The 20,450-nt window shown below is 63.3% G+C and carries 18 protein-coding genes and 1 pseudogene; 11 read left to right on the top strand and 8 right to left on the bottom strand.

The annotated features are described in order from the left end of the window. Positions 1-3: 3 nt before the first annotated feature. Entirely contained in the window at positions 4-1,242 is a 1,239-nt protein-coding gene (locus POS17_RS26315) for an MFS transporter (protein ID WP_060841192.1), read from the bottom strand. Between the two features lie 574 nt (positions 1,243-1,816). On the opposite strand from POS17_RS26315, the gene POS17_RS26310 reads away from it, so the two are divergent. The 3 genes from POS17_RS26310 (at position 1,817) to POS17_RS31300 (ending at position 4,510) form a co-directional block, all read left to right on the top strand. Further along, complete coding sequence (locus POS17_RS26310) at positions 1,817-3,256, top strand: cytochrome ubiquinol oxidase subunit I (RefSeq protein WP_011063588.1); 1,440 nt, start codon at positions 1,817-1,819, stop codon at positions 3,254-3,256. A gap of 3 nt (positions 3,257-3,259) precedes the next feature. Further along, positions 3,260-4,267 (top strand): cytochrome d ubiquinol oxidase subunit II, encoded by a 1,008-nt coding sequence (cydB, locus tag POS17_RS26305; protein ID WP_060841191.1) that lies wholly within the window; start codon positions 3,260-3,262, stop codon positions 4,265-4,267. 75 nt (positions 4,268-4,342) lie between these two features. Next, positions 4,343-4,510 (top strand): DUF2474 domain-containing protein, encoded by a 168-nt coding sequence (locus POS17_RS31300; RefSeq protein ID WP_082729298.1) that lies wholly within the window; start codon positions 4,343-4,345, stop codon positions 4,508-4,510. 71 nt (positions 4,511-4,581) lie between these two features. Here the strand turns inward: POS17_RS31300 and POS17_RS26300 are convergent. Beyond that, a pseudogene (locus POS17_RS26300) lies at positions 4,582-5,703 on the bottom strand (methyltransferase); the annotation flags it as partial. Positions 5,704-5,917: 214 nt separating this feature from the next. On the opposite strand from POS17_RS26300, the gene POS17_RS26295 reads away from it, so the two are divergent. Continuing rightward, the gene (locus tag POS17_RS26295) at positions 5,918-6,694 is read left to right on the top strand and encodes a ferredoxin--NADP reductase (protein WP_060841190.1); all 777 of its coding nucleotides are present in this window, start codon (positions 5,918-5,920) and stop codon (positions 6,692-6,694) included. 49 nt (positions 6,695-6,743) lie between these two features. On the opposite strand, the gene mscL is transcribed toward POS17_RS26295, so the two are convergent. Then, positions 6,744-7,157 (bottom strand): large-conductance mechanosensitive channel protein MscL, encoded by a 414-nt coding sequence (gene mscL, locus POS17_RS26290; protein ID WP_060841189.1) that lies wholly within the window; start codon positions 7,155-7,157, stop codon positions 6,744-6,746. Between the two features lie 287 nt (positions 7,158-7,444). On the opposite strand from mscL, the gene POS17_RS26285 reads away from it, so the two are divergent. The 4 genes from POS17_RS26285 (at position 7,445) to POS17_RS26270 (ending at position 11,789) form a co-directional block, all read left to right on the top strand. Then, on the top strand, positions 7,445-8,986 hold the full coding sequence (locus tag POS17_RS26285; RefSeq protein WP_060841188.1) for a catalase: 1,542 nt from the start codon (positions 7,445-7,447) through the stop codon (positions 8,984-8,986). Positions 8,987-9,053: 67 nt separating this feature from the next. Beyond that, positions 9,054-9,614, top strand: coding sequence for an ankyrin repeat domain-containing protein (locus POS17_RS26280; RefSeq protein ID WP_060841187.1), 561 nt, complete (start codon positions 9,054-9,056; stop codon positions 9,612-9,614). A 45-nt stretch (positions 9,615-9,659) separates the two neighbouring features. Continuing rightward, complete coding sequence (gene radA, locus POS17_RS26275; protein WP_011063580.1) at positions 9,660-11,027, top strand: DNA repair protein RadA; 1,368 nt, start codon at positions 9,660-9,662, stop codon at positions 11,025-11,027. 33 nt (positions 11,028-11,060) lie between these two features. Beyond that, on the top strand, positions 11,061-11,789 hold the full coding sequence (locus tag POS17_RS26270; RefSeq protein WP_060841186.1) for a hypothetical protein: 729 nt from the start codon (positions 11,061-11,063) through the stop codon (positions 11,787-11,789). Between the two features lie 16 nt (positions 11,790-11,805). Here the strand turns inward: POS17_RS26270 and POS17_RS26265 are convergent, their stop codons facing one another. Beyond that, the gene (locus POS17_RS26265; RefSeq protein WP_060841185.1) at positions 11,806-12,174 is read right to left on the bottom strand and encodes a PilZ domain-containing protein; all 369 of its coding nucleotides are present in this window, start codon (positions 12,172-12,174) and stop codon (positions 11,806-11,808) included. 239 nt (positions 12,175-12,413) lie between these two features. On the opposite strand from POS17_RS26265, the gene POS17_RS26260 reads away from it, so the two are divergent. The 3 genes from POS17_RS26260 (at position 12,414) to yjiA (ending at position 15,778) form a co-directional block, all read left to right on the top strand. Further along, positions 12,414-14,480: a carbon starvation CstA family protein gene (locus POS17_RS26260; protein ID WP_060841184.1), complete on the top strand. Its 2,067-nt coding sequence runs from the start codon at positions 12,414-12,416 to the stop codon at positions 14,478-14,480. A gap of 15 nt (positions 14,481-14,495) precedes the next feature. Continuing rightward, positions 14,496-14,693 carry a YbdD/YjiX family protein gene (locus POS17_RS26255; RefSeq protein WP_007937254.1) on the top strand — a complete coding sequence of 66 codons (198 nt, stop codon included), beginning with the start codon at positions 14,496-14,498 and terminating at the stop codon, positions 14,691-14,693. Between the two features lie 113 nt (positions 14,694-14,806). Beyond that, positions 14,807-15,778 carry a GTPase gene (gene yjiA, locus POS17_RS26250; protein ID WP_060841183.1) on the top strand — a complete coding sequence of 324 codons (972 nt, stop codon included), beginning with the start codon at positions 14,807-14,809 and terminating at the stop codon, positions 15,776-15,778. Positions 15,779-15,801: 23 nt separating this feature from the next. On the opposite strand, the gene POS17_RS26245 is transcribed toward yjiA, so the two are convergent. The 4 genes from POS17_RS26245 to glyA form a co-directional block, all read right to left on the bottom strand. Continuing rightward, entirely contained in the window at positions 15,802-16,515 is a 714-nt protein-coding gene (locus tag POS17_RS26245; RefSeq protein WP_060841182.1) for a GntR family transcriptional regulator, read from the bottom strand. A 37-nt stretch (positions 16,516-16,552) separates the two neighbouring features. After that, positions 16,553-17,266 carry a FadR/GntR family transcriptional regulator gene (locus POS17_RS26240; protein WP_060841181.1) on the bottom strand — a complete coding sequence of 238 codons (714 nt, stop codon included), beginning with the start codon at positions 17,264-17,266 and terminating at the stop codon, positions 16,553-16,555. 79 nt (positions 17,267-17,345) lie between these two features. Beyond that, positions 17,346-18,659, bottom strand: coding sequence for a C4-dicarboxylate transporter DctA (locus POS17_RS26235; protein WP_060841180.1), 1,314 nt, complete (start codon positions 18,657-18,659; stop codon positions 17,346-17,348). A 353-nt stretch (positions 18,660-19,012) separates the two neighbouring features. After that, positions 19,013-20,266 carry a serine hydroxymethyltransferase gene (glyA, locus tag POS17_RS26230; protein ID WP_060841179.1) on the bottom strand — a complete coding sequence of 418 codons (1,254 nt, stop codon included), beginning with the start codon at positions 20,264-20,266 and terminating at the stop codon, positions 19,013-19,015. Positions 20,267-20,450: the final 184 nt, after the last annotated feature.

Raw genomic sequence — 20,450 nt, 5'->3', positions numbered from 1 at the left:
GCTTCAGGCCTTGGCCTCTTCCACTCGCTCGATCATCCGATCGCGCTTGGCCAGAGTCGGGAACAGCTTGATCCAGACCCCGGTCACCAGCAGCGTGCCGACCCCGCCCAGGACCACCGCCGGCACTGTGCCGAACCAGTGGGCGGTCAGCCCGGATTCAAATTCCCCCAGCTGGTTCGAAGCGCCGATGAACAGGCCGTTCACCGCGCTGACCCGGCCGCGCATTTCGTCCGGGGTTTCCAGCTGCACGAAGGACGCGCGGATCACCATGCTGATCATGTCCGCCGCCCCCAACACCACCAGCACCGCAAGGGAAAACCAGAACGAGGTCGAGAGGCCGAAGGCGATGGTGGCCACGCCGAATACCCCGACCGCGGTGAACATCACCCGCCCGACCTTGCGCTCGACGCTGAAACGCGCCAGCCACAGTGACATCAGCAGCGCGCCCACCGCTGGCGCCGAACGCAGCAGGCCCAGGCCCCAGGGGCCGGTCAACAGGATGTCCTTGGCGAACACCGGCAGCAATGCGGTGGCGCCGCCCAGCAGCACCGCGAACAGGTCCAGGGAGATGGCGCCGAGGATGTCCGGGCGGCTGCGGATGAAGCGAATCCCCGCCAGCAGCGAATCGAGGGTGGCCTTGCCCTTGTTCAGCGGCGTCTGCCGCGCCGGCAGGTTGAGCATCAGCAGGCAGGCGATCAGGTACAGGACCACGGTGGGGCCGTAGACCCAGACGCTGCCGAAGGCATACAGCAACCCGCCCAGGGCCGGGGCGACGATGGTCGCCGACTGTTGCGCCGATTGCGCAGCGGCCACCGCCCGGGGAAACAGCGCCGCGGGCACGATGCTCGGCAGCAGGGCCTGGGTGGTGGGCATCTCGAAGGAGCGGGCGCCGCCGAGGAGGAAGGCCAGGATGAAGATCATTTCCCGGGTGACGCTGTCGGTCAGGCTGCCGACGGCCAGGGCCAGGGCGATCAAGGCTTGCAGCAACTGGCAGATCGCCGCTACCCGGCGCCGGTCGTAGCGATCGGCCACATGCCCGGTGTGCAGCATGAACAGCACGCGCGGGGCGAACTCCACCAGCCCCACCAGGCCCAGGTCGAGGACGTTGCCGGTCAGTTGGTAGAGGTTCCAGCCGATGGCCACGGTGAGCATCTGGAAACCGCTGGCGGTGAAGATCCGGGCCAGCCAGAAAGCGATGAACGGGCGATGGTGACGGAGCAACAGAGGCGTTTGGCTGGGCATCGGGCGGTCAATCTGAGCGGGGAGTGCGTCGAGGTTATCACCAAGATGTAACCAATAGTTGCGGTGCGCGGGAAAATCGTTAGCTGCGCATCTATCTTCTTTTTTGCTCCCATGCCGGGCCGCCAACCCTTGTAGCCGCTGCCGCAGGCTGCGAACGGCTCCGGAGGAGACGCCAGGATCTTGAATACGCCGCAGGTTCGACGGGCAATCGCCAGGCAAGACCCTGCGTACCGAACGCGGCCCGGCCTTTCGCCGCGTCGCAGGCTCAGCAGCGGCTACAGGCGTTTTGCGTGGGAAAACGCCGGGAAAACCCCGAACTTGAGAGGGTGAGGCAAGCTGTCACGCGGCAAATAACCACAGAGTTGTGCGCCGAAAATAGGACTACTCTTTTAACGTTGCTTGACCCAGATCAAAACCTTTTCCAGTGGTTTGATGTGGCGGCCCAAGGGCCAGAATCCCTACGTTGCGATGGTTTAAAAAAGAACGAATCCGAATTCGCCGAACTCCATATCCGTGGGGGCAGTAGGCGCTGGCCCTTGGCCCGCAGCCGGTATTACCTGATAGAGGAAAGCTTATGTTCGGTTTAGAGGCGCTTGATCTCGCCCGAATTCAATTCGCGTTCACCATCTCGTTCCACATCCTGTTCCCGGCGATCACCATCGGCCTGGCGAGTTACCTGGCGGTACTCGAGGGCCTGTGGCTGAAAACCCGCGACGACACCTACCGTGATCTCTACCACTTCTGGTCGAAGATCTTCGCCGTCAACTTCGGCATGGGTGTGGTTTCCGGCCTGGTGATGGCTTACCAGTTCGGCACCAACTGGAGCCGTTTCTCGGACTTTGCCGGGTCGGTCACCGGCCCCTTGCTCACCTATGAAGTGCTCACGGCCTTCTTCCTGGAAGCCGGTTTCCTCGGTGTGATGCTGTTCGGCTGGAACAAGGTCGGGCGCAAGCTGCACTTCTTCTCCACGGTGATGGTGGCCATCGGTACCCTGATCTCGACCTTCTGGATCCTCTCGTCCAACAGCTGGATGCAGACTCCGCAAGGCTATGAAATCGTCAACGGCCAGGTGATCCCGGTGGACTGGCTGGCGGTGATCTTCAACCCGTCATTCCCCTATCGCCTGGCGCATATGGCGGTCGCCGCGTTCGTTGCCACGGCGTTCTTCGTCGGCTCGTCCGCAGCCTGGCACTTGCTGCGGGGCCGCGACAACCCGGCCATTCGTCGCATGCTGTCGATGGCGATGTGGATGGCCCTGATCGTGGCGCCGGTGCAGGCGGTGATCGGCGACTTCCACGGCCTCAACACCCTCAAGCATCAGCCGGCGAAAATTGCCGCGATCGAAGGCCACTGGGAAAACGTCGGCAACGAGCCGACCCCGCTGATCCTCTTCGGCTGGCCGGACATGAAGGCCGAGAAGACCCGTTTCGCGGTGGAAATCCCCTACCTGGGCAGCCTGATCCTCACCCACTCGCTGGACAAGCAGGTGCCGGCGCTCAAGGAGTTCCCGCCCGAGGACCGGCCCAACTCGACCATCGTCTTCTGGTCGTTCCGGATCATGGTCGGCCTGGGCATGCTGATGATCTTCACCGGCCTTTGGAGCCTCTGGCTGCGCAAGCGTGACACCCTCTACACCTCGCGCCCGTTCCTGTACCTGGCGTTGTGGATGGGCCCATCCGGGCTGATCGCGATCCTCGCGGGCTGGTTCACCACCGAGATCGGCCGTCAGCCGTGGGTGGTCTATGGCCTGATGCGCACGGCGGACGCCTCGTCCGGGCACAGCTTTGTGCAGATGAGCATCACCCTGGCGCTGTTCGTGGTGGTGTACTTCTCGCTGTTCGGCGTGGGTATCGGCTACATGATGCGCCTGGTGCGCAAAGGTCCGGTCACCAACGAAGGTGCCGAAACCAGCCACGGTGGTCCCGGGCAGAAACGTACCCCGGCCCGTCCGCTGTCCGCAGCCGACGATGACCACGACGCCGACCACGGCACCCGCCTGAACAAGGGGAACTGAGTCATGGGTATTGATCTTCCGCTGTTATGGGCCGTGATTATCATCTTCGGCATCATGATGTACGTGGTCATGGACGGCTTCGACCTGGGGATCGGGATTCTCTTCCCGTTCGTCAAGGACGAGCGCGACCGTGACGTGATGATGAACACCGTCGCCCCGGTCTGGGACGGCAACGAAACCTGGCTGGTGCTGGGGGGCGCGGCCTTGTTCGGCGCCTTCCCGCTGGCCTACTCGGTGGTGCTCTCGGCGCTCTACCTGCCGCTGATCCTGATGCTGGTGGGGTTGATCTTCCGCGGCGTGGCCTTCGAGTTCCGCTTCAAGGCCAAGGACGACAAGCGCCATATCTGGGACAAGGCCTTCATCGGCGGTTCGCTGGCGGCGACTTTCTTCCAGGGTGTGGCCCTGGGGGCGTTCATCGATGGCCTGCCGGTGGTCAACCGGCAGTTCGCCGGCGGCTCGCTGGACTGGCTGACGCCCTTCACCCTGTTCTGCGGCCTGGCGCTGGTGGTGGCCTATGCCTTGCTCGGCTGCACCTGGCTGATCATGAAGACCGAAGGCAAGCTGCAGCAGCAGATGCATGACATTGCTCGGCCCCTGGCCTATGTGGTGCTGGCGGTGATTGGCATCGTCAGTATCTGGACGCCGCTGGCCCACGCCGAGATCGCCGCGCGCTGGTTCACCCTGCCGAACCTGTTCTGGTTCCTGCCGGTGCCGATCCTGGTGCTGGTGACCATGTACGGCCTGCTGCGCGCCGTGGCCCGCAATGCCCACTACACGCCGTTCCTGCTGACCCTGGTGCTGATCTTCCTCGGCTACAGCGGCCTGGGCATCAGCCTGTGGCCGAACATCGTGCCGCCGTCGATCTCCATCTGGGACGCCGCCGCGCCGCCGCAGAGCCAGGGCTTCATGCTGGTGGGGACCTTGTTCATCATCCCGTTCATCCTGGGCTACACCTTCTGGAGCTACTACGTGTTCCGCGGCAAGGTCACCCACGAAGACGGTTACCACTAGGCAGGAGCCGGCTGCTGGCGCTTTCGCTGGCAAGCCGGGCCCTACGGGAATTCGGGTTAGGCAGGAGTTGCAATCATGAGCGGTAAACACTCTTTGCAGGAAATCGAACAGGCGGAAAAGAAACCGCTGTGGCAGCGCCTGGGCTGGCTGGCGATGATCTGGGGTGGCAGCGTACTGGCCCTGTTCGTGGTGGCCAGCCTGATGCGCCTGTTCATGAATGCTGCGGGCCTGACCACCCACTGATCATCCCATCCCGTTGCCTTGCGGCACGGTTTCAACCCTCCGCCTGCGGAGGGTTTTTTTTGCCTGTTACCCTTGCGTGCCTTGAGGATCACGAACTTGGGCGTCGCCGCCACTTGTTCGACGCCGCGGAACAGCCGCGCCAGCTTGCTGTGATAGCCCAGGTGGCGGTTGCCGACGATATACAGCGCGCCGCCCACCACCAGGGCCTCCCGGGCCTGCTGGAACATGCGCCAGGCGAGGAAGTCGCCCACCACCTGCTGCTGGTGGAACGGCGGGTTGCACAGCACCACGTCCAGGGACTGCGGCGCCTGCCCGGCCAGGCCATCGCCGGCACGCATCTCGGCTTCACGATCGCCGAGCAGCGCCTGCCAGTTCTCCCGGGCCGACTGCACGGCCATGAAGGACTCGTCCACCAGGGTGTAGTGGGCCTGGGGGTTGTCCAGGGCGCTGGCGATGGCCAGCACGCCGTTGCCACAGCCCAGGTCCGCGACCCGGGCGCTGCCGAGGTTCTGCGGCAGGTGTGGGAGGAAGGCGCGGGTGCCGATGTCCAGGCCTTCGCGACAGAACACATTGGCGTGGTTGAGCAGCTCGATGGCCGGCTGCTCCAGGCGATAGCGGGTCGGGTAGGGCGACACCACCGCCGGCCTGGCTTCTGGCGTGGCGATCAGCAGGCGGGCCTTTTTCACCGCCAGGGAGGCCTGCACCGGGCCGATGTAGCGCTCCAGCAAGTCGCCGGCGGCGCGGGGCAGGTGCTTGATCATGGCCGCCGCCACGACCTGGGCGCCTGGGGCCAGTTGCCCTTGCAGGCGGATCAGTTGCTCTTCCAGCAGGGCCAGGGTCTTGGGCACGCGGATCAGCACCCGGTCGAAGGGGCCGTGCAACGGCTCGCTGGCCGGTATCACCCGCAGGGCGTCGAAGGGCAGGCCGTTGCGCGCCAGGTTCTTTTCCAGGGCCAAGGCGCCCAGGTACGAATCGCCGCTGCTGCTGACCTGGACCTTGCCCAGCAGGCTCGCGGCCAGGGCGCCAAAGCTGTCATTGAGGATCAGCACCCGGCTGTCGCTGGTCGGTTGCTGCTCGGCCAGGTGGTTGAGCAGGTATTCGTCCGCCGCGTCGAAGGCTTGCAGCGGCTCGTTCTGCTGTTCGGGCTGGCGGATCAGGTCGAGCTGGGCGAAGGGGCTTGCAAGCAGGGGCATGGGGCGGACTCTAGGTAATCGGTGAATGTCCCGGCGGTGGGGGCTGTCGCGCGCACGGGAACCCTCGAGCAGCGGCGGTGCGGGCCGTTCGAAGCGGGGCTAAATGGTACGGTTTTTTGCCGGGGATTGCCCGCGCTCTATGCCACTACAAACCGCCGGTGTTTCTGTCCGGCGCTTTGCGGGACACTAGAGCATCGCTTTTGTGGAGCCCGTCATGACCGCCAGTGAAGAAAAGTACACGCGCCAGACCCTGCTCGAGGTCCAGCCGTTGACCTCCAGCCTGTTTACCCTGCGCACCACCCGGGACGCGGGTTTTCGCTTTCGTGCCGGGCAGTTCGCCCGTCTCGGGGTGACCAAGGCCGATGGAAGTACGGTGTGGCGCGCCTATTCCATGGTGTCGTCGCCGTTCGATGAGTTTCTCGAGTTCTTTTCCATCGTGGTGCCCGGCGGCGAGTTCACCAGCGAACTGAGTCGCCTGGCAGTGGGGGACAGCCTGCTGGTGGATCGCCAGGCCTTCGGCTACCTGACCCTGGACCGTTTCGTCGACGGTCGCGACCTCTGGCTGCTATCCACCGGCACCGGGATTGCGCCGTTCCTGTCGATCCTGCAGGACTTCGAGGTGTGGGAGAAATTCGAGCGCATCATCCTGGTCTACAGCGTGCGCGAGGCCAAGGAGCTGGCCTATCAGCAGCTGCTCGCCGAGTTGCCCCAGCGTGAGTACCTGGCGGAAGTGGCCCACAAGCTGCAGTTCATCAGCACCGTGACCCGCGAGCAGCATCCGGGCAGCCTCAACGGGCGCATCACCCAGCTGATCGAGAACGGCGAGCTGGAGCGTGCCGCCGGCGTGGCCCTGACCCCCGAGCATTCGCGGGTGATGCTCTGCGGTAACCCGCAGATGATCGATGACACCCGTGCGCTGCTCAAGCAGCGGGGCATGAACCTGAGCCTGAGCCGGCGGCCGGGGCAGGTGGCGGTGGAAACCTACTGGTAAGCAAAACGGCGCCTTGAGGGCGCCGTTCCTTGTAGTGCTGAAGCCTGTATCAGGGCTTGTTGTTCTGCGCCTTGAGCAGATCGCGGATCTCCCCCAGCAGTTCTTCTTCCTTGCTCGGTACCGGCGGCAGTGTCGGGGCCACGGCCTCTTCACGCTTCAGGCGGTTGATCACCTTGACGCCCATGAAGATGGCGAAGGCAATGATGATGAAGTCGATGATGCTCTGGATGAACTTGCCGTACGCCAACACCACCGCCGGCGTATCGCCCGCCGCGGCCTTGAGCGTGACTGCCAGATCCCCGAAGTTCACCCCACCGATCAGCAGGCCGATGGGGGGCATGACCACGTCGCCGACAAAGGACGAGACGATCTTGCCGAACGCAGCGCCAATGATGATACCCACGGCCATGTCGACCACATTGCCTTTGACCGCGAAGGCCTTGAACTCACTTAGCACGCCCATAGGTTATTCCTTGTTACAGATGAGGTTGGTTACGGCAGTGTAATTCAGCAAAAAGCATTTTGCCGACACAACTTTTAACAGCTTGCGGGCTTATTGACCGATAAACAGGCAAAGAGTTTATTCAAAGTGCCAGCAGATCGCGCGCGATATACCCCGCATCAGATGAGATAACCAGAACATTCTGTCAATCGAGTGGTTGCGGGCTTTCTATTTATCATTCAAATAGTTAGCCACTAGCCTCTAGCGAGCGCATCGGGATGCGCCTTATATAACTAGAGGAATTCAACATGACCGCTTCTCTTGGCCTTGGGAGTCTTTCCCAGCGACGCATACTGGGCGTGCTTGCCGCCAGTCTGCTTTCCCTTTCCGTACAGGCTGCCACGCTGACCCGCGACAATGGCGCGGCAGTGGGCGATAACCAGAATTCACAGACTGCAGGCGCCACCGGCCCGGTGTTGCTGCAAGATGTGCAACTGATCCAGAAGCTTCAGCGGTTCGATCGCGAGCGCATTCCAGAGCGTGTGGTACACGCCCGTGGTACCGGCGCCCACGGCACTTTCACCGTCACCGACAGCCTCAGCGACCTGACCCGTGCCAAGGTCTTTGCCGCCGGTGAGACCACTCCGGTATTTGTCCGTTTTTCCTCGGTGGTGCACGGCAACCACTCCCCGGAAACCTTGCGCGACCCACGGGGTTTCGCCACCAAGTTCTATACCGCAGAGGGTAACTGGGACCTGGTCGGCAACAACTTCCCGACGTTCTTCATTCGCGATGCCATCAAGTTCCCGGACATGGTGCATGCGTTCAAACCCGATCCGCGCACCAATCTGGATGATGACTCGCGACGTTTTGATTTCTTCTCTCATGTTCCCGAAGCCACTCGCACATTGACCGAGCTGTATTCCAACTCCGGAACTCCGGCCAGTTACCGGGAAATGGATGGTAATGGCGTGCACGCCTACAAGTTGATCAATGCCAAGGGCGAAGTGCATTACGTGAAGTTTCACTGGAAGAGCCTGCAAGGCCTGAAGAATCTTGATCCGAAACAAGTGGTCGAGGTCCAGGGGCGTGATTACAGCCATATGAGCAACGACTTGGTAACCCACATCAATAAAGGGGACTTTCCCAAGTGGGACTTGTATGTCCAGGTATTGAAACCCGAAGACTTGGCCAAGTTTGATTTCGACCCGCTGGACGCCACCAAGATCTGGCCGAATGTGCCCGAGCGCAAAGTCGGGCAGATGGTGTTGAACCGCAACCCGGCCAACGTGTTCCAGGAAACCGAGCAGGTGGCCATGGCCCCGTCCAACCTGGTGCCGGGAATCGAACCGTCGGAAGACCGTCTGCTGCAGGGCCGGGTGTTCTCCTACGCCGATACCCAGATGTACCGCCTGGGCGCCAACGCCCTGCAACTGCCGATCAACGCGCCGAAGAGCCCGGTGAACAACGGCAACCAGGACGGCGCCATGAACCTGGGCCACACCAGCACCGGGGTCAACTACCAGCCGAGCCGCCTGATGCCGCGTGAAGAGCCGCAAAGCGCGCGCTACAGCCAGATGGCGCTGTCGGGCAGCACCCAGCAGGCGAAGATCCAGCGTGAGCAGAACTTCAAGCAGGCCGGGGACCTGTATCGCTCCTTCAGCAAGAAAGAGCGCCAGGACCTGATCGACAGCTTCGGCGGCTCCCTGGCCACCACTGACGACGAGAGCAAGCACATCATCCTGTCGTTCCTTTACAAGGCCGACCCGGAGTACGGCAGCGGCGTGACCCGCGTGGCCAAGGGCGACCTGGCCCGGGTCAAGGCCCTGGCAGCCAAGCTGAGCGACTGATCGCGCCAGCCTCACCTCGTCACGCCCGTCCGGGCGTGACGTCTTTTTCCGACAGAGGAGTCGCGCCATGCGTCTTTTTATAGCGCTGTTGTCAGTGGCCTGGTCGTTTGTCGCCTATGCGCAGCCGGCGGCCGAACCAGCGGCGAGTGCCGACCCGGTGGCGGTCAAGGTTCAACTGGAACACTACTATTTCGATGCCGCGCGCCGGGGCGACGTGGCAATGCTCGACACCTTCATCGAGGCCGGTTACGCCCTCGATACCCAGGATGAAAAGGGCTACACCGCGCTGATCCTGGCCGCCTATCACGGCCAGGGCCCGGCGGTGGAGCGCCTGCTGGCCGCCGGCGCCAATGCCTGTGCCCAGGACAAGCGCGGCAACACCGCATTGATGGGGGCAATCTTCAAGGGCGAGGTGCAGATTGCCCGGCGCCTGCTGGCCGCCGATTGCAGCCCCGACCAGCGCAACGGCGCGGGGCAGACCGCCGCCATGTATGCCGGGCTGTTCCAGCGGGAGGAATTGCTTCAGGCCCTGGCGGCCAAAGGCGCGGACCTGAATGCCGAGGATCCCCTGGGCAATAGCGCCACGCGGCTGGCCAGCGGGCAGATACGCACCGCGCCGCCGCGCTGATCCGTTCCAGCTGAGCTATCATCGCGGTTTTTGCCGGGGGTTCAGATGGCCAAGGCCAAGCGCATGTACGGCTGCACCGAGTGCGGCTCCACCTTTCCCAAATGGGCCGGGCAATGCGGTGAGTGCGGGGCCTGGAACACCCTGACCGAGACCATGATCGAAAGTGGCGGCGCCGCGGCACCTGCCGGGCGCACCGGCTGGGCCGGGCAGCAGGCGCAGATCAAGACCCTGGCGGAAGTCAGCGTCGAGGAAATCCCGCGTTTCTCCACCGCCTCCGGCGAACTCGACCGGGTGCTGGGCGGTGGCCTGGTGGACGGTTCGGTGGTGCTGATCGGCGGCGATCCGGGGATCGGCAAGTCGACCATCCTGCTGCAGACCCTGTGCAATATCGCCACGCGCATGCCGGCGCTCTACGTCACCGGCGAGGAATCCCAGCAGCAGGTGGCGATGCGCGCCCGGCGCCTGGGCCTGCCCCAGGATCAACTGCGGGTGATGACCGAAACCTGCATCGAAACCATCATCGCCACGGCCCGGGTGGAAAAGCCCAAGGTCATGGTGATCGACTCGATCCAGACGATTTTCACCGAGCAGCTGCAATCGGCCCCGGGCGGCGTGTCCCAGGTGCGCGAGAGCGCGGCCTTGCTGGTGCGCTACGCCAAGCAGAGCGGCACGGCGATCTTCCTGGTGGGCCACGTGACCAAGGAAGGCGCCCTGGCCGGGCCGCGGGTGCTGGAGCACATGGTCGACACCGTGCTGTATTTCGAGGGGGAGTCCGACGGTCGCCTGCGTTTGCTGCGGGCGGTGAAGAACCGTTTCGGTGCGGTCAACGAACTGGGCGTATTCGGCATGACCGACCGCGGCTTGAAGGAAGTCTCCAACCCTTCAGCGATTTTCCTCACCCGCGCCCAGGAAGAGGTGCCGGGCAGCGTGGTGATGGCCACCTGGGAAGGCACCCGGCCGATGCTGGTGGAAGTTCAGGCGCTGGTGGATGACAGCCACCTGGCCAACCCGCGCCGGGTGACCCTCGGCCTGGACCAGAACCGCCTGGCCATGCTGCTGGCGGTGTTGCATCGCCACGGCGGTATTCCGACCCACGATCAGGACGTGTTCCTCAACGTGGTGGGCGGGGTCAAGGTGCTGGAAACCGCGTCCGACCTGGCGCTGATGGCGGCGGTGATGTCGAGCCTGCGCAATCGTCCGCTGCCCCATGACTTGCTGGTGTTCGGCGAGGTGGGGCTGTCCGGCGAAGTGCGTCCGGTGCCCAGCGGTCAGGAGCGCTTGAAAGAGGCGGCCAAGCATGGCTTCAAGCGGGCCATCGTGCCCAAGGGCAACGCACCGAAGGAGGCGCCGCCAGGCTTGAAGATCATTGCCGTGACCCGCCTGGAACAGGCGTTGGATGCGCTTTTCGAATAATCGGCACGGGACTCGCAGGGAAGGAGGCAGGGGATGGGCATGACAAGGTTGAAGCGCTGGATGCTGGGCGCGGGGCTGTTGGGCTGTTCGGCGCTGGCCATGGCCCAGCAGGCTGAAGTACCGGAAGGCTATCGGATCGCCCAGCAGGTGCTGGTGGGGGACGGCTCGGTGCTGGAAGTACTGGAGGATCTGCGTATCACCCCCGAGTTGCATGCCAACAGCTGGGGCAATGGCCTGGACGCCGACAGCCTGCTCCCGTCCGACGACGATCACCCGGTTGCGCCGTTGGGGGCGCTGGCGCGCCTGGTTTCCGATAGCGGCGAGGTGTTGGCGCAGAAGTCCCTGGACTACCCGATGGCCACGGTGGAAAAGGCTCCGCTGAACGGCCTGCCGTCGCCGGCGTTTTTCCTGACCATTGACCAGACCGCGCCCATGGGCAGCTACAGCGGTCCCCTCACTGAAGTACTGACGCCGGAACAGAGTCAGCTGGATCCGGTGCTGTGCCTGGGGGAGGGCGGCGAGAAGCAGCCGCTGGTGTTCGCCCAGACCGGCAAGGCCGCCTGGCAGATCGTGCCCTCGGACAAGGGCGGCACCGAAAGCATCCAGCAGGTGTCGTCGGCGTCGTCGATGGAGAACGAAGAGTTCATCACCACCTATCGCACCTTCCGTTATGTCGACGGCCAGTGGACCGTTGCCTCGCGGCAACAGGCGGGTTACTGGGACATGGAAAGCGAGTTTCCCGAACCGGCGCTGTTTCCCTGAACAGCAGTGGGGCCGATCAGATATCGATCAAGGCCCCGAGCTCCCGCTCCAGTTCCTCGGGGTCTGCCAGGTTCAGCTCGATCAGGCGCCTGAGGTGTTCGATGGACTCCAGGCCGATGTGCAGGCAGACGAATCCCAGCTGGCCATGATTGTCATGGGCCAGTTGCACGTCCATGCGCACATCGGCATCGGGCCCGAGGTGGATATCGGCTTCGAAGATGCGGTTGGGGTCGCCCAGCCAGGGGTCGGGGCGCTCGATCAGCAGGCCCTTGAGGGACAGGTCCAGCAGTTGCACCGGCCAGCGGTGGGTGCCCTGGCTCAGTTTGGTCTTCGCATCGAAGGCGATGCGCTTGAAGCGTCGACGATCGGCGTATTGCTCGCTCATGGGCTGGCCCTCTGCATGGTGCACTGACTATAGACCGCGGTTTATGACTGTCGCCACAGGCGGCCTGCAAGCGTGCGACGGCGTTATCGGTCAGGCTGGTCTGAGTTGAAAAAGTTTCGAAAAAAAACCTGCTCATTCGTTAAAAGAAGGCTCTAAACCAACGTGGGGGGTGGTCTTTGAGAGCAGTAGCGCTACACTCGAAACGCTGTCTTTCTGTCCACCCTGGCTGGAATAAAAAAATGAAAAATAATAATAGCCTGCTGCGCCATGTCCCCTGGCTGCTGCTGGCAATCGTAGGAGCGTGCGCCCTCGGCGTAGTTGCATTGCGCCGCGGCGAGGCGATCAACGCCTTGTGGATTGTGGTGGCCGCGGTGGCCATCTATCTGGTGGCGTACCGGTATTACAGTCTGTTCATTGCCACTAACGTCATGCAGCTGGACCCGCGTCGGGCCACTCCGGCAGTGATCAACAACGACGGTCTGGACTATGTGCCGACCAACAAACACATTCTCTTCGGTCACCACTTTGCCGCCATCGCCGGCGCAGGCCCGCTGGTGGGGCCGGTCCTGGCGGCGCAGATGGGCTACCTGCCCGGCACACTGTGGCTGATTGCCGGTGTGGTCCTGGCCGGTGCGGTGCAGGACTTCATGGTGCTGTTCCTGTCCACCCGGCGTAACGGCCGCTCCCTGGGCGACATGGTCCGTGAGGAGATGGGGCGTATCCCGGGAACCATCGCGCTGTTCGGCTGCTTCCTGATCATGATCATCATCCTCGCGGTGCTGGCGCTGATCGTGGTCAAGGCCCTGGCCGAGAGCCCGTGGGGCATCTTCACGGTCATGGCGACCATCCCGATCGCGGTGTTCATGGGCGTGTACATGCGCTACATCCGCCCGGGCCGCATTGGCGAGATTTCGCTGATCGGCGTGCTGCTGTTGCTGGGCTCCATCTGGCTGGGCGGCCAGGTGGCTGCCGATCCGGTGTGGGGCAAGATGTTCACCTTCACCGGTATCCAGATCACCTGGATGCTGATCGGCTACGGTTTCGTCGCCGCGGTACTGCCGGTGTGGCTGATCCTGGCTCCGCGGGACTACCTGTCGACCTTCCTCAAGATCGGCACCATCATCGCCCTGGCGATCGGCATCCTGATCACCATGCCCGAGCTGAAGATGCCGGCCCTGACCCAGTTCACCGATGGCACCGGCCCGGTGTGGAAAGGCGGCCTGTTCCCGTTCCTGTTCATCACCATCGCCTGTGGCGCGGTGTCGGGCTTCCATGCGCTGATCTCCTCGGGGACCACGCCGAAGCTTTTGGATAACGAAGCCAACGCCCGCTACATCGGCTACGGCGGCATGCTCATGGAGTCCTTCGTGGCGATCATGGCCATGGTCGCGGCCTCGGTGATCGAGCCGGGTGTGTACTTCGCCATGAACAGCCCGGCGGCCATTGTCGGCGGCGACGTGGTGGCCGTGGCGCAGACCGTCAGCAGCTGGGGGTTTGTGATCAGCCCGGAACAACTGCAGGCGGTGGCCAAGGACATCGGTGAAAACACCATCCTGGCCCGTGCCGGCGGTGCACCGACCCTGGCGGTGGGGATCGCGCAGATCCTTCACCACGTGCTGCCGGGTGAAAACACCATGGCGTTCTGGTACCACTTCGCGATCCTGTTCGAAGCGCTGTTCATCCTCACCGCGGTGGATGCCGGTACCCGTGCCGGTCGCTTCATGCTCCAGGACCTGCTGGGGTCCTTCGTTCCGGCGCTCAAGCGCACGGAATCCTGGACCGCCAACCTGATCGCCACCGCCGGTTGCGTGGCCCTGTGGGGCTACCTGCTGTACCAGGGCGTGATCGATCCGCTGGGCGGCATCAACACCTTGTGGCCACTGTTCGGCATCTCCAACCAGATGCTCGCCGGTATCGCCCTGATGCTCGGCACGGTGGTGCTGATCAAGATGAAGCGCCAGCGCTACATCTGGGTCACCCTGCTGCCGGCGGTCTGGTTGCTGATCTGCACCACCACCGCGGGCTTCATCAAGCTGTTCGACGCCAACCCGGCGATCGGCTTCCTGGCGCTGGCGAAGAAGTACAGCGATGCCCTGGCCAATGGTCAGATTCTCGCTCCGGCCAAGGACATCACCCAGATGCAGCACGTGATTTTCAACGCCTACACCAACGCGACCCTGACCGCCCTGTTCCTGCTGGTGGTGTTCAGCATCCTGTTCTACGCGCTCAAGGTCGGTGTTGCGGCCTGGGGCAGCAAGGAACGCACGGATAAAGAAGCGCCCTATCAGGCGGTGCCGGATGCGTAATCGAGGATTGCAAGCATGTTCAACGACCTGAGTCGCCTCGGTAAATACCTCGGGCAGGCCGCGCGCCTGATGGTCGGCATGCCCGACTACGACAACTACGTCGAGCATATGCAAACCAAGCACCCGGACAAGCCGGTGATGTCCTACGAGGCGTTCTTCCGGGAGCGCCAGGAGGCCCGCTACGGCGGCAAGGGCGGTCCGAAGTGCTGTTGAAACACAACGTTTGAGCCACACCCAGGCAGGAGCCGGCTTGCCGGCGATAGCGATTCTTCGGACGCCATCGCCGACACGCCGGCTCCTGCGTTTTTTGCGTGGGAGATCCTGTTTTGCAAAATCCTATTCCCGTCACCGTGCTCAGCGGTTTTCTCGGTGCCGGCAAGACCACCTTGCTGCGGCACCTGCTCAAGGCCGAGCACGGCTTGAAGATCGCCGTGATCGAGAACGAGTTCAGCGAGGCCGGCATCGACACCCAGTTGCTGGGAGAGCAGCCGGTCCAGGTCATGACCCTGTCCAACGGCTGCGTCTGCTGCACCATCCACACCGACCTGACCAAGGCCCTGTATCTGTTGCTGGAGCGTCTGGACAGTGGCGAGATCGCCTTCGACCGGCTGGTGATCGAGTGCACCGGCCTGGCCGATCCGGCGCCGGTGGCGCAAACCTTCTTCATCGATGAAGAGTTGCGCGAGCGCTACATTCTCGACGGCATCATCACTCTGGTGGATGCCAAGCATGCCGAGTTCCACCTGACCCAGACCATCGCCCAGGCGCAGATCGGCTTTGCCGACCGGTTGCTGGTGAGCAAGCGTGACCTGGTGGATGAGCAGACCTTCGATGCCCTGAGCCAGCGCTTGACGCGGATCAACCGCCGGGCGCCGATCCGGGTGGTGGAGCACGGCCGGATCGACCTGGCCGAACTGCTGGATGTGCGCGGCTTCAATTTGAATGCTGATCTGGGGGGCGGCATCAGCCTGCGCCCGGTGAGCCAGGCACCCTCGGTGGACCGGATCTCCAGCCTGGTGCTGCGCACCGAGCAGGCCCTGGATCTGGATCGCCTCAGCGAGTTCATGAATGAGCTGCTGGAGGATCACGGCAAGCAGCTGCTGCGTTACAAAGGGGTGCTGAATGTGATCGACGAGCCGCGGCGCATGGTGTTCCAGGGCGTGCTCAAGCTCTATGGCTTCGATTGGGACACCGAGTGGGCCGAAGGCGAGGCGCGGGAGAGTGTGATGGTGTTCATTGCCGATGATCTGCCGGAAGAGAAGATCCGGCAGGGCTTCGACAGGATGCTGGGCCGCTGAAGCCTTCGCCGGCCAGCCGGCTCCTACCGCCGGGCCTCGGCGGGTGCCGTGCCTAGCAGGCGGCGCTCCAGGTGATCCAGGTGCCGGTGCATCAGGGCTTCGGACTGCTCGACGTCGGCCGCCTGCAGCGCGTCGATGAGCGTTGCGTGCTCTTGCCAGGCACAGCAGTGGCGGGTGCGACCTTCGAACTGGGCGATGGCCAGGGACGTCAGGGGTACCAGGCTGCCGAGAAACTGCGCCAACGGGCCGTTGCCCGCCACTTCTGCCAGTTGCAGGTGGAACTCCCCGGACAGGCGGATGGCCGGTCCGCGCTGGTCGCGCTCGATGGCTTCACGTTCCCGGGCGATCAATTGCCGCAGAGGTTGCAGTTGGCGCCGGGGTTGTTGGCAGGCCAGGCGCACCAGGGTGATTTCCGTCAGGCGCCGGGCGTGCAGGATCTGCCGGGTCTGTTCCCGGTCCGGGGCGGCGACCTGGGGCCGGTGATTGGGCCGCAGGATGATCACTTGCTGATGGGACAAGCGTGCCAGGACCTGGCGGATGATGCTGCGGCTGACGCCGAAGGCCTGCCCCAGGCTGTCCTCGGTGAAGCGGCTGCCGGGGTCGATGCGCTGTTCGAGGATGGCATCGAAGATCTGCGGATAGACGTCATCGACCAGCAGTTTTTTTTCGCCGCACTGGCGCCGCGGCAGGCTGGCCACCAGGGTGAAGGGGTTGTTTTTCAGGGCGTAGCTGACCATGGCCTGTCTCCAGTCCAGTTGCTGACTCGGGGGTTGATTACGGGGCGTTGCTGCCCAGGTGATCGTCCGGAATGTTCAGTTCGATGCCCATGCGCTGGCCTTCCTGGAGAATGTGCCGACGCATCTCGGCGCTGGCCAGGGCGCTGTTCTTGTTGCGGATCGCCCGCACCACCGCTTCATTTTCTTCCAGGCGTTCGGCCAGGTGCTCCGGCGAGTTGCGCAGGATCTGCGCACTTTGCTTGAGGGCATTGCTGGTCTGTTGCACCACGTTCTGGAAGATCGGGTTGCTGGTCAGGGTGAACAGTTCCTCGTGGAAGGCGATGTAGGCATTGACCCCGGCCTCGCTGTCGCCGGCTTCCAGGGCCTCGCGCATGTCCATCAGGGTCAGGCGCAGCTGGCCGACTTCCTTGCTGCTGATGGATTGCGCCACCAGCCCGACGATGAAGGGTTCCAGGGTGTAGCGCAGTTGCAGCACGTCCTCGAGGCTGGCACCGGCCACGCTGCTTTCGGCTCCCTGGGCTTCGCCCTGGGGGGCATCCAGCACTACCACGCCTTTGCCTGGCATGGAGCGCACCAGGCCCAGAGTCTCCAGGACGATCACCGCTTCGCGCAGGCTGGGGCGGCTGATGCCCAATTGCTCGGCCAGTTCACGTTGCCCGGGCAGCATGTCGCCGGAGCGCCACTGGCCACGGGCGAGGGCGGCCCGGAGCTTTTCTACCACTGAATTCACAACCGTTGACGAGCTGATCACTGTTGACTCCATGAGCTATCGGTAGCGCGCCGTTGCCGCGCTGATGGTGGTGCCTGCCGTGGGCAGGCACCAGGCTGGATTAAAATTCCTGCTGGTGGGCAGCGGCCACCGGTTTGCGCGCCTGGAAGGTATAGCCCTGTTGACCACTGAGCACCTTGTTGGCCCGTTGCACGTCGATGTCCTTTTCCCAGCGGGCGATGGCCACGGTGGCCACGCAGTTGCCGATCAGGTTGGTCAGCGCGCGACCGATGCCCATGAACCAGTCCACCGCCAGCACCAGCACCAGGCCCACCACCGGGATCGCCGGGATCGCGGTCAGGGTCGCGGCCAGGATCACCAGGGCCGAACCAGGGATCCCGTGGGCGCCCTTGGAGGTGATCAGCGACACCAGGAGGATGGTCAACAGGTCCGACATGGACAACGGCGTGCCGGTGGCGTTGGCGATGAAGACAATGGCCAGGGTCAGGTAGATGGAGAAACCGTCCAGGTTGAACGAGTAGCCGGTGGGAATCACCAGGCCCACGGTGGAGCTGCCGATGCCCAGGTGTTCCAGCTTGCGCATGATCTGTGGCAGCACCGCATCGGAGGAGGCGGTGCCGAGGACGATCAGCAATTCTTCGCGCAGGTACTTGAGAAAGGGCAGCATGCGCAGGCCGGACAGACGCATCACCAAGCCGAGGATCACCGCGACGAAGGCCAGGCAGGTCAGGTAGAACAGGCCCACCAGGCTGCCTAGGTGCTGCAGTGAATCCAGGCCGTACTTGCTGGTGGTGAAGGCGATGGCGCCGAACACGCCGATGGGCGCCAGGCGCACGATCATGCCCATGATGCGAAAGATCACGTGGCTCAGCTCGTTGATCAGCCGGGAAATGCCCGAGGCCGCTTCGCCCACCAGGTTCAGGGCGCTGCCGAACAGCACCGAGAACAGCAGCACCTGGAGAATGTTGTTCTCGGCAAAGGCGCCGATCACCGAGGTGGGGATCAGGTCCATGAGGAACTGGGTGGTGGTGTGCATGTGCTGGCCGCGCTGGGCGATATCGCCCATGTCGGCGGCGGACAGCTGTTCCAGGTGAATATTGGCGCCGCTGCCGATGCCGGTGCTGAAGGCCATGACCAGGCCGATCACTAGGGCGATGGTGGTAAGGATCTCGAAGTAGATCACCGACTTGAGGCCGATGCGTCCGACCTTCTTCAGATCGCCGGCGCCGGAGATACCGCTGACCACCACGCAGAACACGATCAGGCCGATGAGCATCTTGATCAGCTTGATGAAGCCATCGCCCAGTGGTTTGAGTTGTGAGGAGTATTCGGGGAGGGTGAGGCCGCAGACGATGCCAAGCATCAGTCCGAGCACAACCTGGAGGAAAATCGAACGCGAGCACCATCTGAGCATGGGGAGGAATCCTGGTCGGTGTCCTGTCTGCCGTGCGCATTGGGGGCGCAGCGGATGGAGGACTTAATTATTGTGGTCTTACCGGTATGTCCAGTGCAGGCGCAGTCTACGCTCGGCTTTTAGCGGTTTACAAGAGGGCTGACGCAAATTGGCATGACCGGTCTGACCAGTGGTTTTTCCTCCCCAAGTCACTGTAGCCGCTGCCGTAGGCTGCGATCGGCCGGAACGGCCGCCCGAGTATCTTGCGTTCGCAAGACCTCGCAGGCTCCTTTCAGCGCCTGGTGTGGCGGCCATCCAGGCACAAAAAAGCCCGGCGCTGGGCCGGGCTTTTTCTGTTGCGGTCTGCGGGCTGATTAAGCGCCGTATACCGGCAGCTTCTTGCAGATGGCCTTGACCTTCTCACGCACGGCGTCGATCACCGCTTCGTTGGACAGGTCCGCCAGGATGTCGCAGATCCAGCCGGCCAGTTCCTTGCACTCGGCTTCCTTGAAGCCACGGGTGGTCACGGCCGGAGTACCGAAGCGCAGGCCGGAAGTGACAAACGGGGAACGTGGGTCGTTAGGCACGGAGTTCTTGTTCACGGTGATGAAGGCTTTGCCCAGAGCGGCGTCGGCGTCTTTACCGGAGATGTCCTGCTTGATCAGCGACAGCAGGAACAGGTGGTTCTTGGTGCCGCCGGAAACCACGTCGAAACCGCGTGCGATGAACACTTCGGCCATGGCCTGGGCGTTCTTCACCACTTGTTCCTGGTAGGCCTTGAACTCAGGCTGCAGCGCTTCCTTGAAGCAGATCGCTTTAGCGGCGATCACGTGCTCCAGCGGGCCGCCCTGGGCGCCCGGGAATACCGCGGAGTTCAGCTTCTTCTCGATGTCGGCGTTGGCGCGAGCCAGGATCAGGCCGCCACGTGGACCGCGCAGGGTCTTGTGGGTGGTGGTGGTCACGACGTCGGCGAACGGCACCGGGTTCGGGTAGACGCCAGCGGCGACCAGACCGGCCACGTGGGCCATGTCGACGAACAGGTAGGCGCCAACCTTGTCAGCGATTTCGCGGAAACGCGGGAAGTCGAGGATCTGCGAGTAGGCGGAGAAACCGGCCACGATCATTTTCGGCTTGTGCTCGAGGGCCAGGCGCTCGACTTCGTCGTAGTCGATCAGGCCGTTGGCGTCGATGCCGTATTGAATGGCGTTGTACAGCTTGCCGGAGGAGGAAACGGCAGCACCGTGGGTCAGGTGACCGCCATGGGCCAGGCTCATGCCCAGGATGGTGTCGCCGCCTTGCAGCAGGGCCAGGTAGACCGCAGCGTTGGCCTGGGAGCCGGCGTGTGGCTGGACGTTGGCGTAGTCGGCGCCGAACAGCTCCTTGGCGCGATCAATGGCCAGTTGCTCAACCACGTCGACGTATTCGCAACCGCCGTAGTAGCGCTTGCCTGGGTAGCCTTCGGCGTATTTGTTGGTCAGTACCGAGCCTTGAGCTTCCATCACCGCTGGGCTGGTGTAGTTTTCCGAAGCGATCAGCTCAATGTGCTCTTCCTGACGCTGAGCTTCTTGCTCCATGGCGGCAAAGAGATCGGCGTCGTACTTGGCAATAGTCAAATCACGGCTGAACATGGCGGTCCTCAAGGATCGGGGGGCAGAAAGGGGAGGCATTCTAACCCAATGGGTTTTAGATGGCATATGAAAGGACATCATGTCGCACAGAAGCAGCGCTCAAGTGACGAAATGCAAGCTCCAAGCCGCGAGCCACAAGCCACAAGCTGGCAGCGGATCGCTTTTCTCTTGCCGCTTGCCGCTT

Origin of the sequence: Pseudomonas sp. Os17 (assembly GCF_001547895.1) — a bacterium.
In the GTDB taxonomy this organism is placed as follows: Bacteria; Pseudomonadota; Gammaproteobacteria; order Pseudomonadales; family Pseudomonadaceae; genus Aquipseudomonas.
Note: the sequence above shows the minus strand (reverse complement) of the source record. Positions and strands in the feature narration are given on the sequence as shown.

Excerpts from the sequence above, each read along its gene's own strand:
- POS17_RS26315 (WP_060841192.1), bottom strand. The coding sequence starts at position 1,242 with ATGCCCAGCCAAACGCCTCTGTTGCTCCGTCACCATCGCCCGTTCATC.
- POS17_RS26310 (WP_011063588.1), top strand. The coding sequence starts at position 1,817 with ATGTTCGGTTTAGAGGCGCTTGATCTCGCCCGAATTCAATTCGCGTTC.
- cydB (WP_060841191.1), top strand. The coding sequence starts at position 3,260 with ATGGGTATTGATCTTCCGCTGTTATGGGCCGTGATTATCATCTTCGGC.
- POS17_RS31300 (WP_082729298.1), top strand. The coding sequence starts at position 4,343 with ATGAGCGGTAAACACTCTTTGCAGGAAATCGAACAGGCGGAAAAGAAA.
- POS17_RS26295 (WP_060841190.1), top strand. The coding sequence starts at position 5,918 with ATGACCGCCAGTGAAGAAAAGTACACGCGCCAGACCCTGCTCGAGGTC.
- mscL (WP_060841189.1), bottom strand. The coding sequence starts at position 7,157 with ATGGGCGTGCTAAGTGAGTTCAAGGCCTTCGCGGTCAAAGGCAATGTG.
- POS17_RS26285 (WP_060841188.1), top strand. The coding sequence starts at position 7,445 with ATGACCGCTTCTCTTGGCCTTGGGAGTCTTTCCCAGCGACGCATACTG.
- POS17_RS26280 (WP_060841187.1), top strand. The coding sequence starts at position 9,054 with ATGCGTCTTTTTATAGCGCTGTTGTCAGTGGCCTGGTCGTTTGTCGCC.
- radA (WP_011063580.1), top strand. The coding sequence starts at position 9,660 with ATGGCCAAGGCCAAGCGCATGTACGGCTGCACCGAGTGCGGCTCCACC.
- POS17_RS26270 (WP_060841186.1), top strand. The coding sequence starts at position 11,061 with ATGGGCATGACAAGGTTGAAGCGCTGGATGCTGGGCGCGGGGCTGTTG.
- POS17_RS26265 (WP_060841185.1), bottom strand. The coding sequence starts at position 12,174 with ATGAGCGAGCAATACGCCGATCGTCGACGCTTCAAGCGCATCGCCTTC.
- POS17_RS26260 (WP_060841184.1), top strand. The coding sequence starts at position 12,414 with ATGAAAAATAATAATAGCCTGCTGCGCCATGTCCCCTGGCTGCTGCTG.
- POS17_RS26255 (WP_007937254.1), top strand. The coding sequence starts at position 14,496 with ATGTTCAACGACCTGAGTCGCCTCGGTAAATACCTCGGGCAGGCCGCG.
- POS17_RS26245 (WP_060841182.1), bottom strand. The coding sequence starts at position 16,515 with ATGGTCAGCTACGCCCTGAAAAACAACCCCTTCACCCTGGTGGCCAGC.
- POS17_RS26235 (WP_060841180.1), bottom strand. The coding sequence starts at position 18,659 with ATGCTCAGATGGTGCTCGCGTTCGATTTTCCTCCAGGTTGTGCTCGGA.
- glyA (WP_060841179.1), bottom strand. The coding sequence starts at position 20,266 with ATGTTCAGCCGTGATTTGACTATTGCCAAGTACGACGCCGATCTCTTT.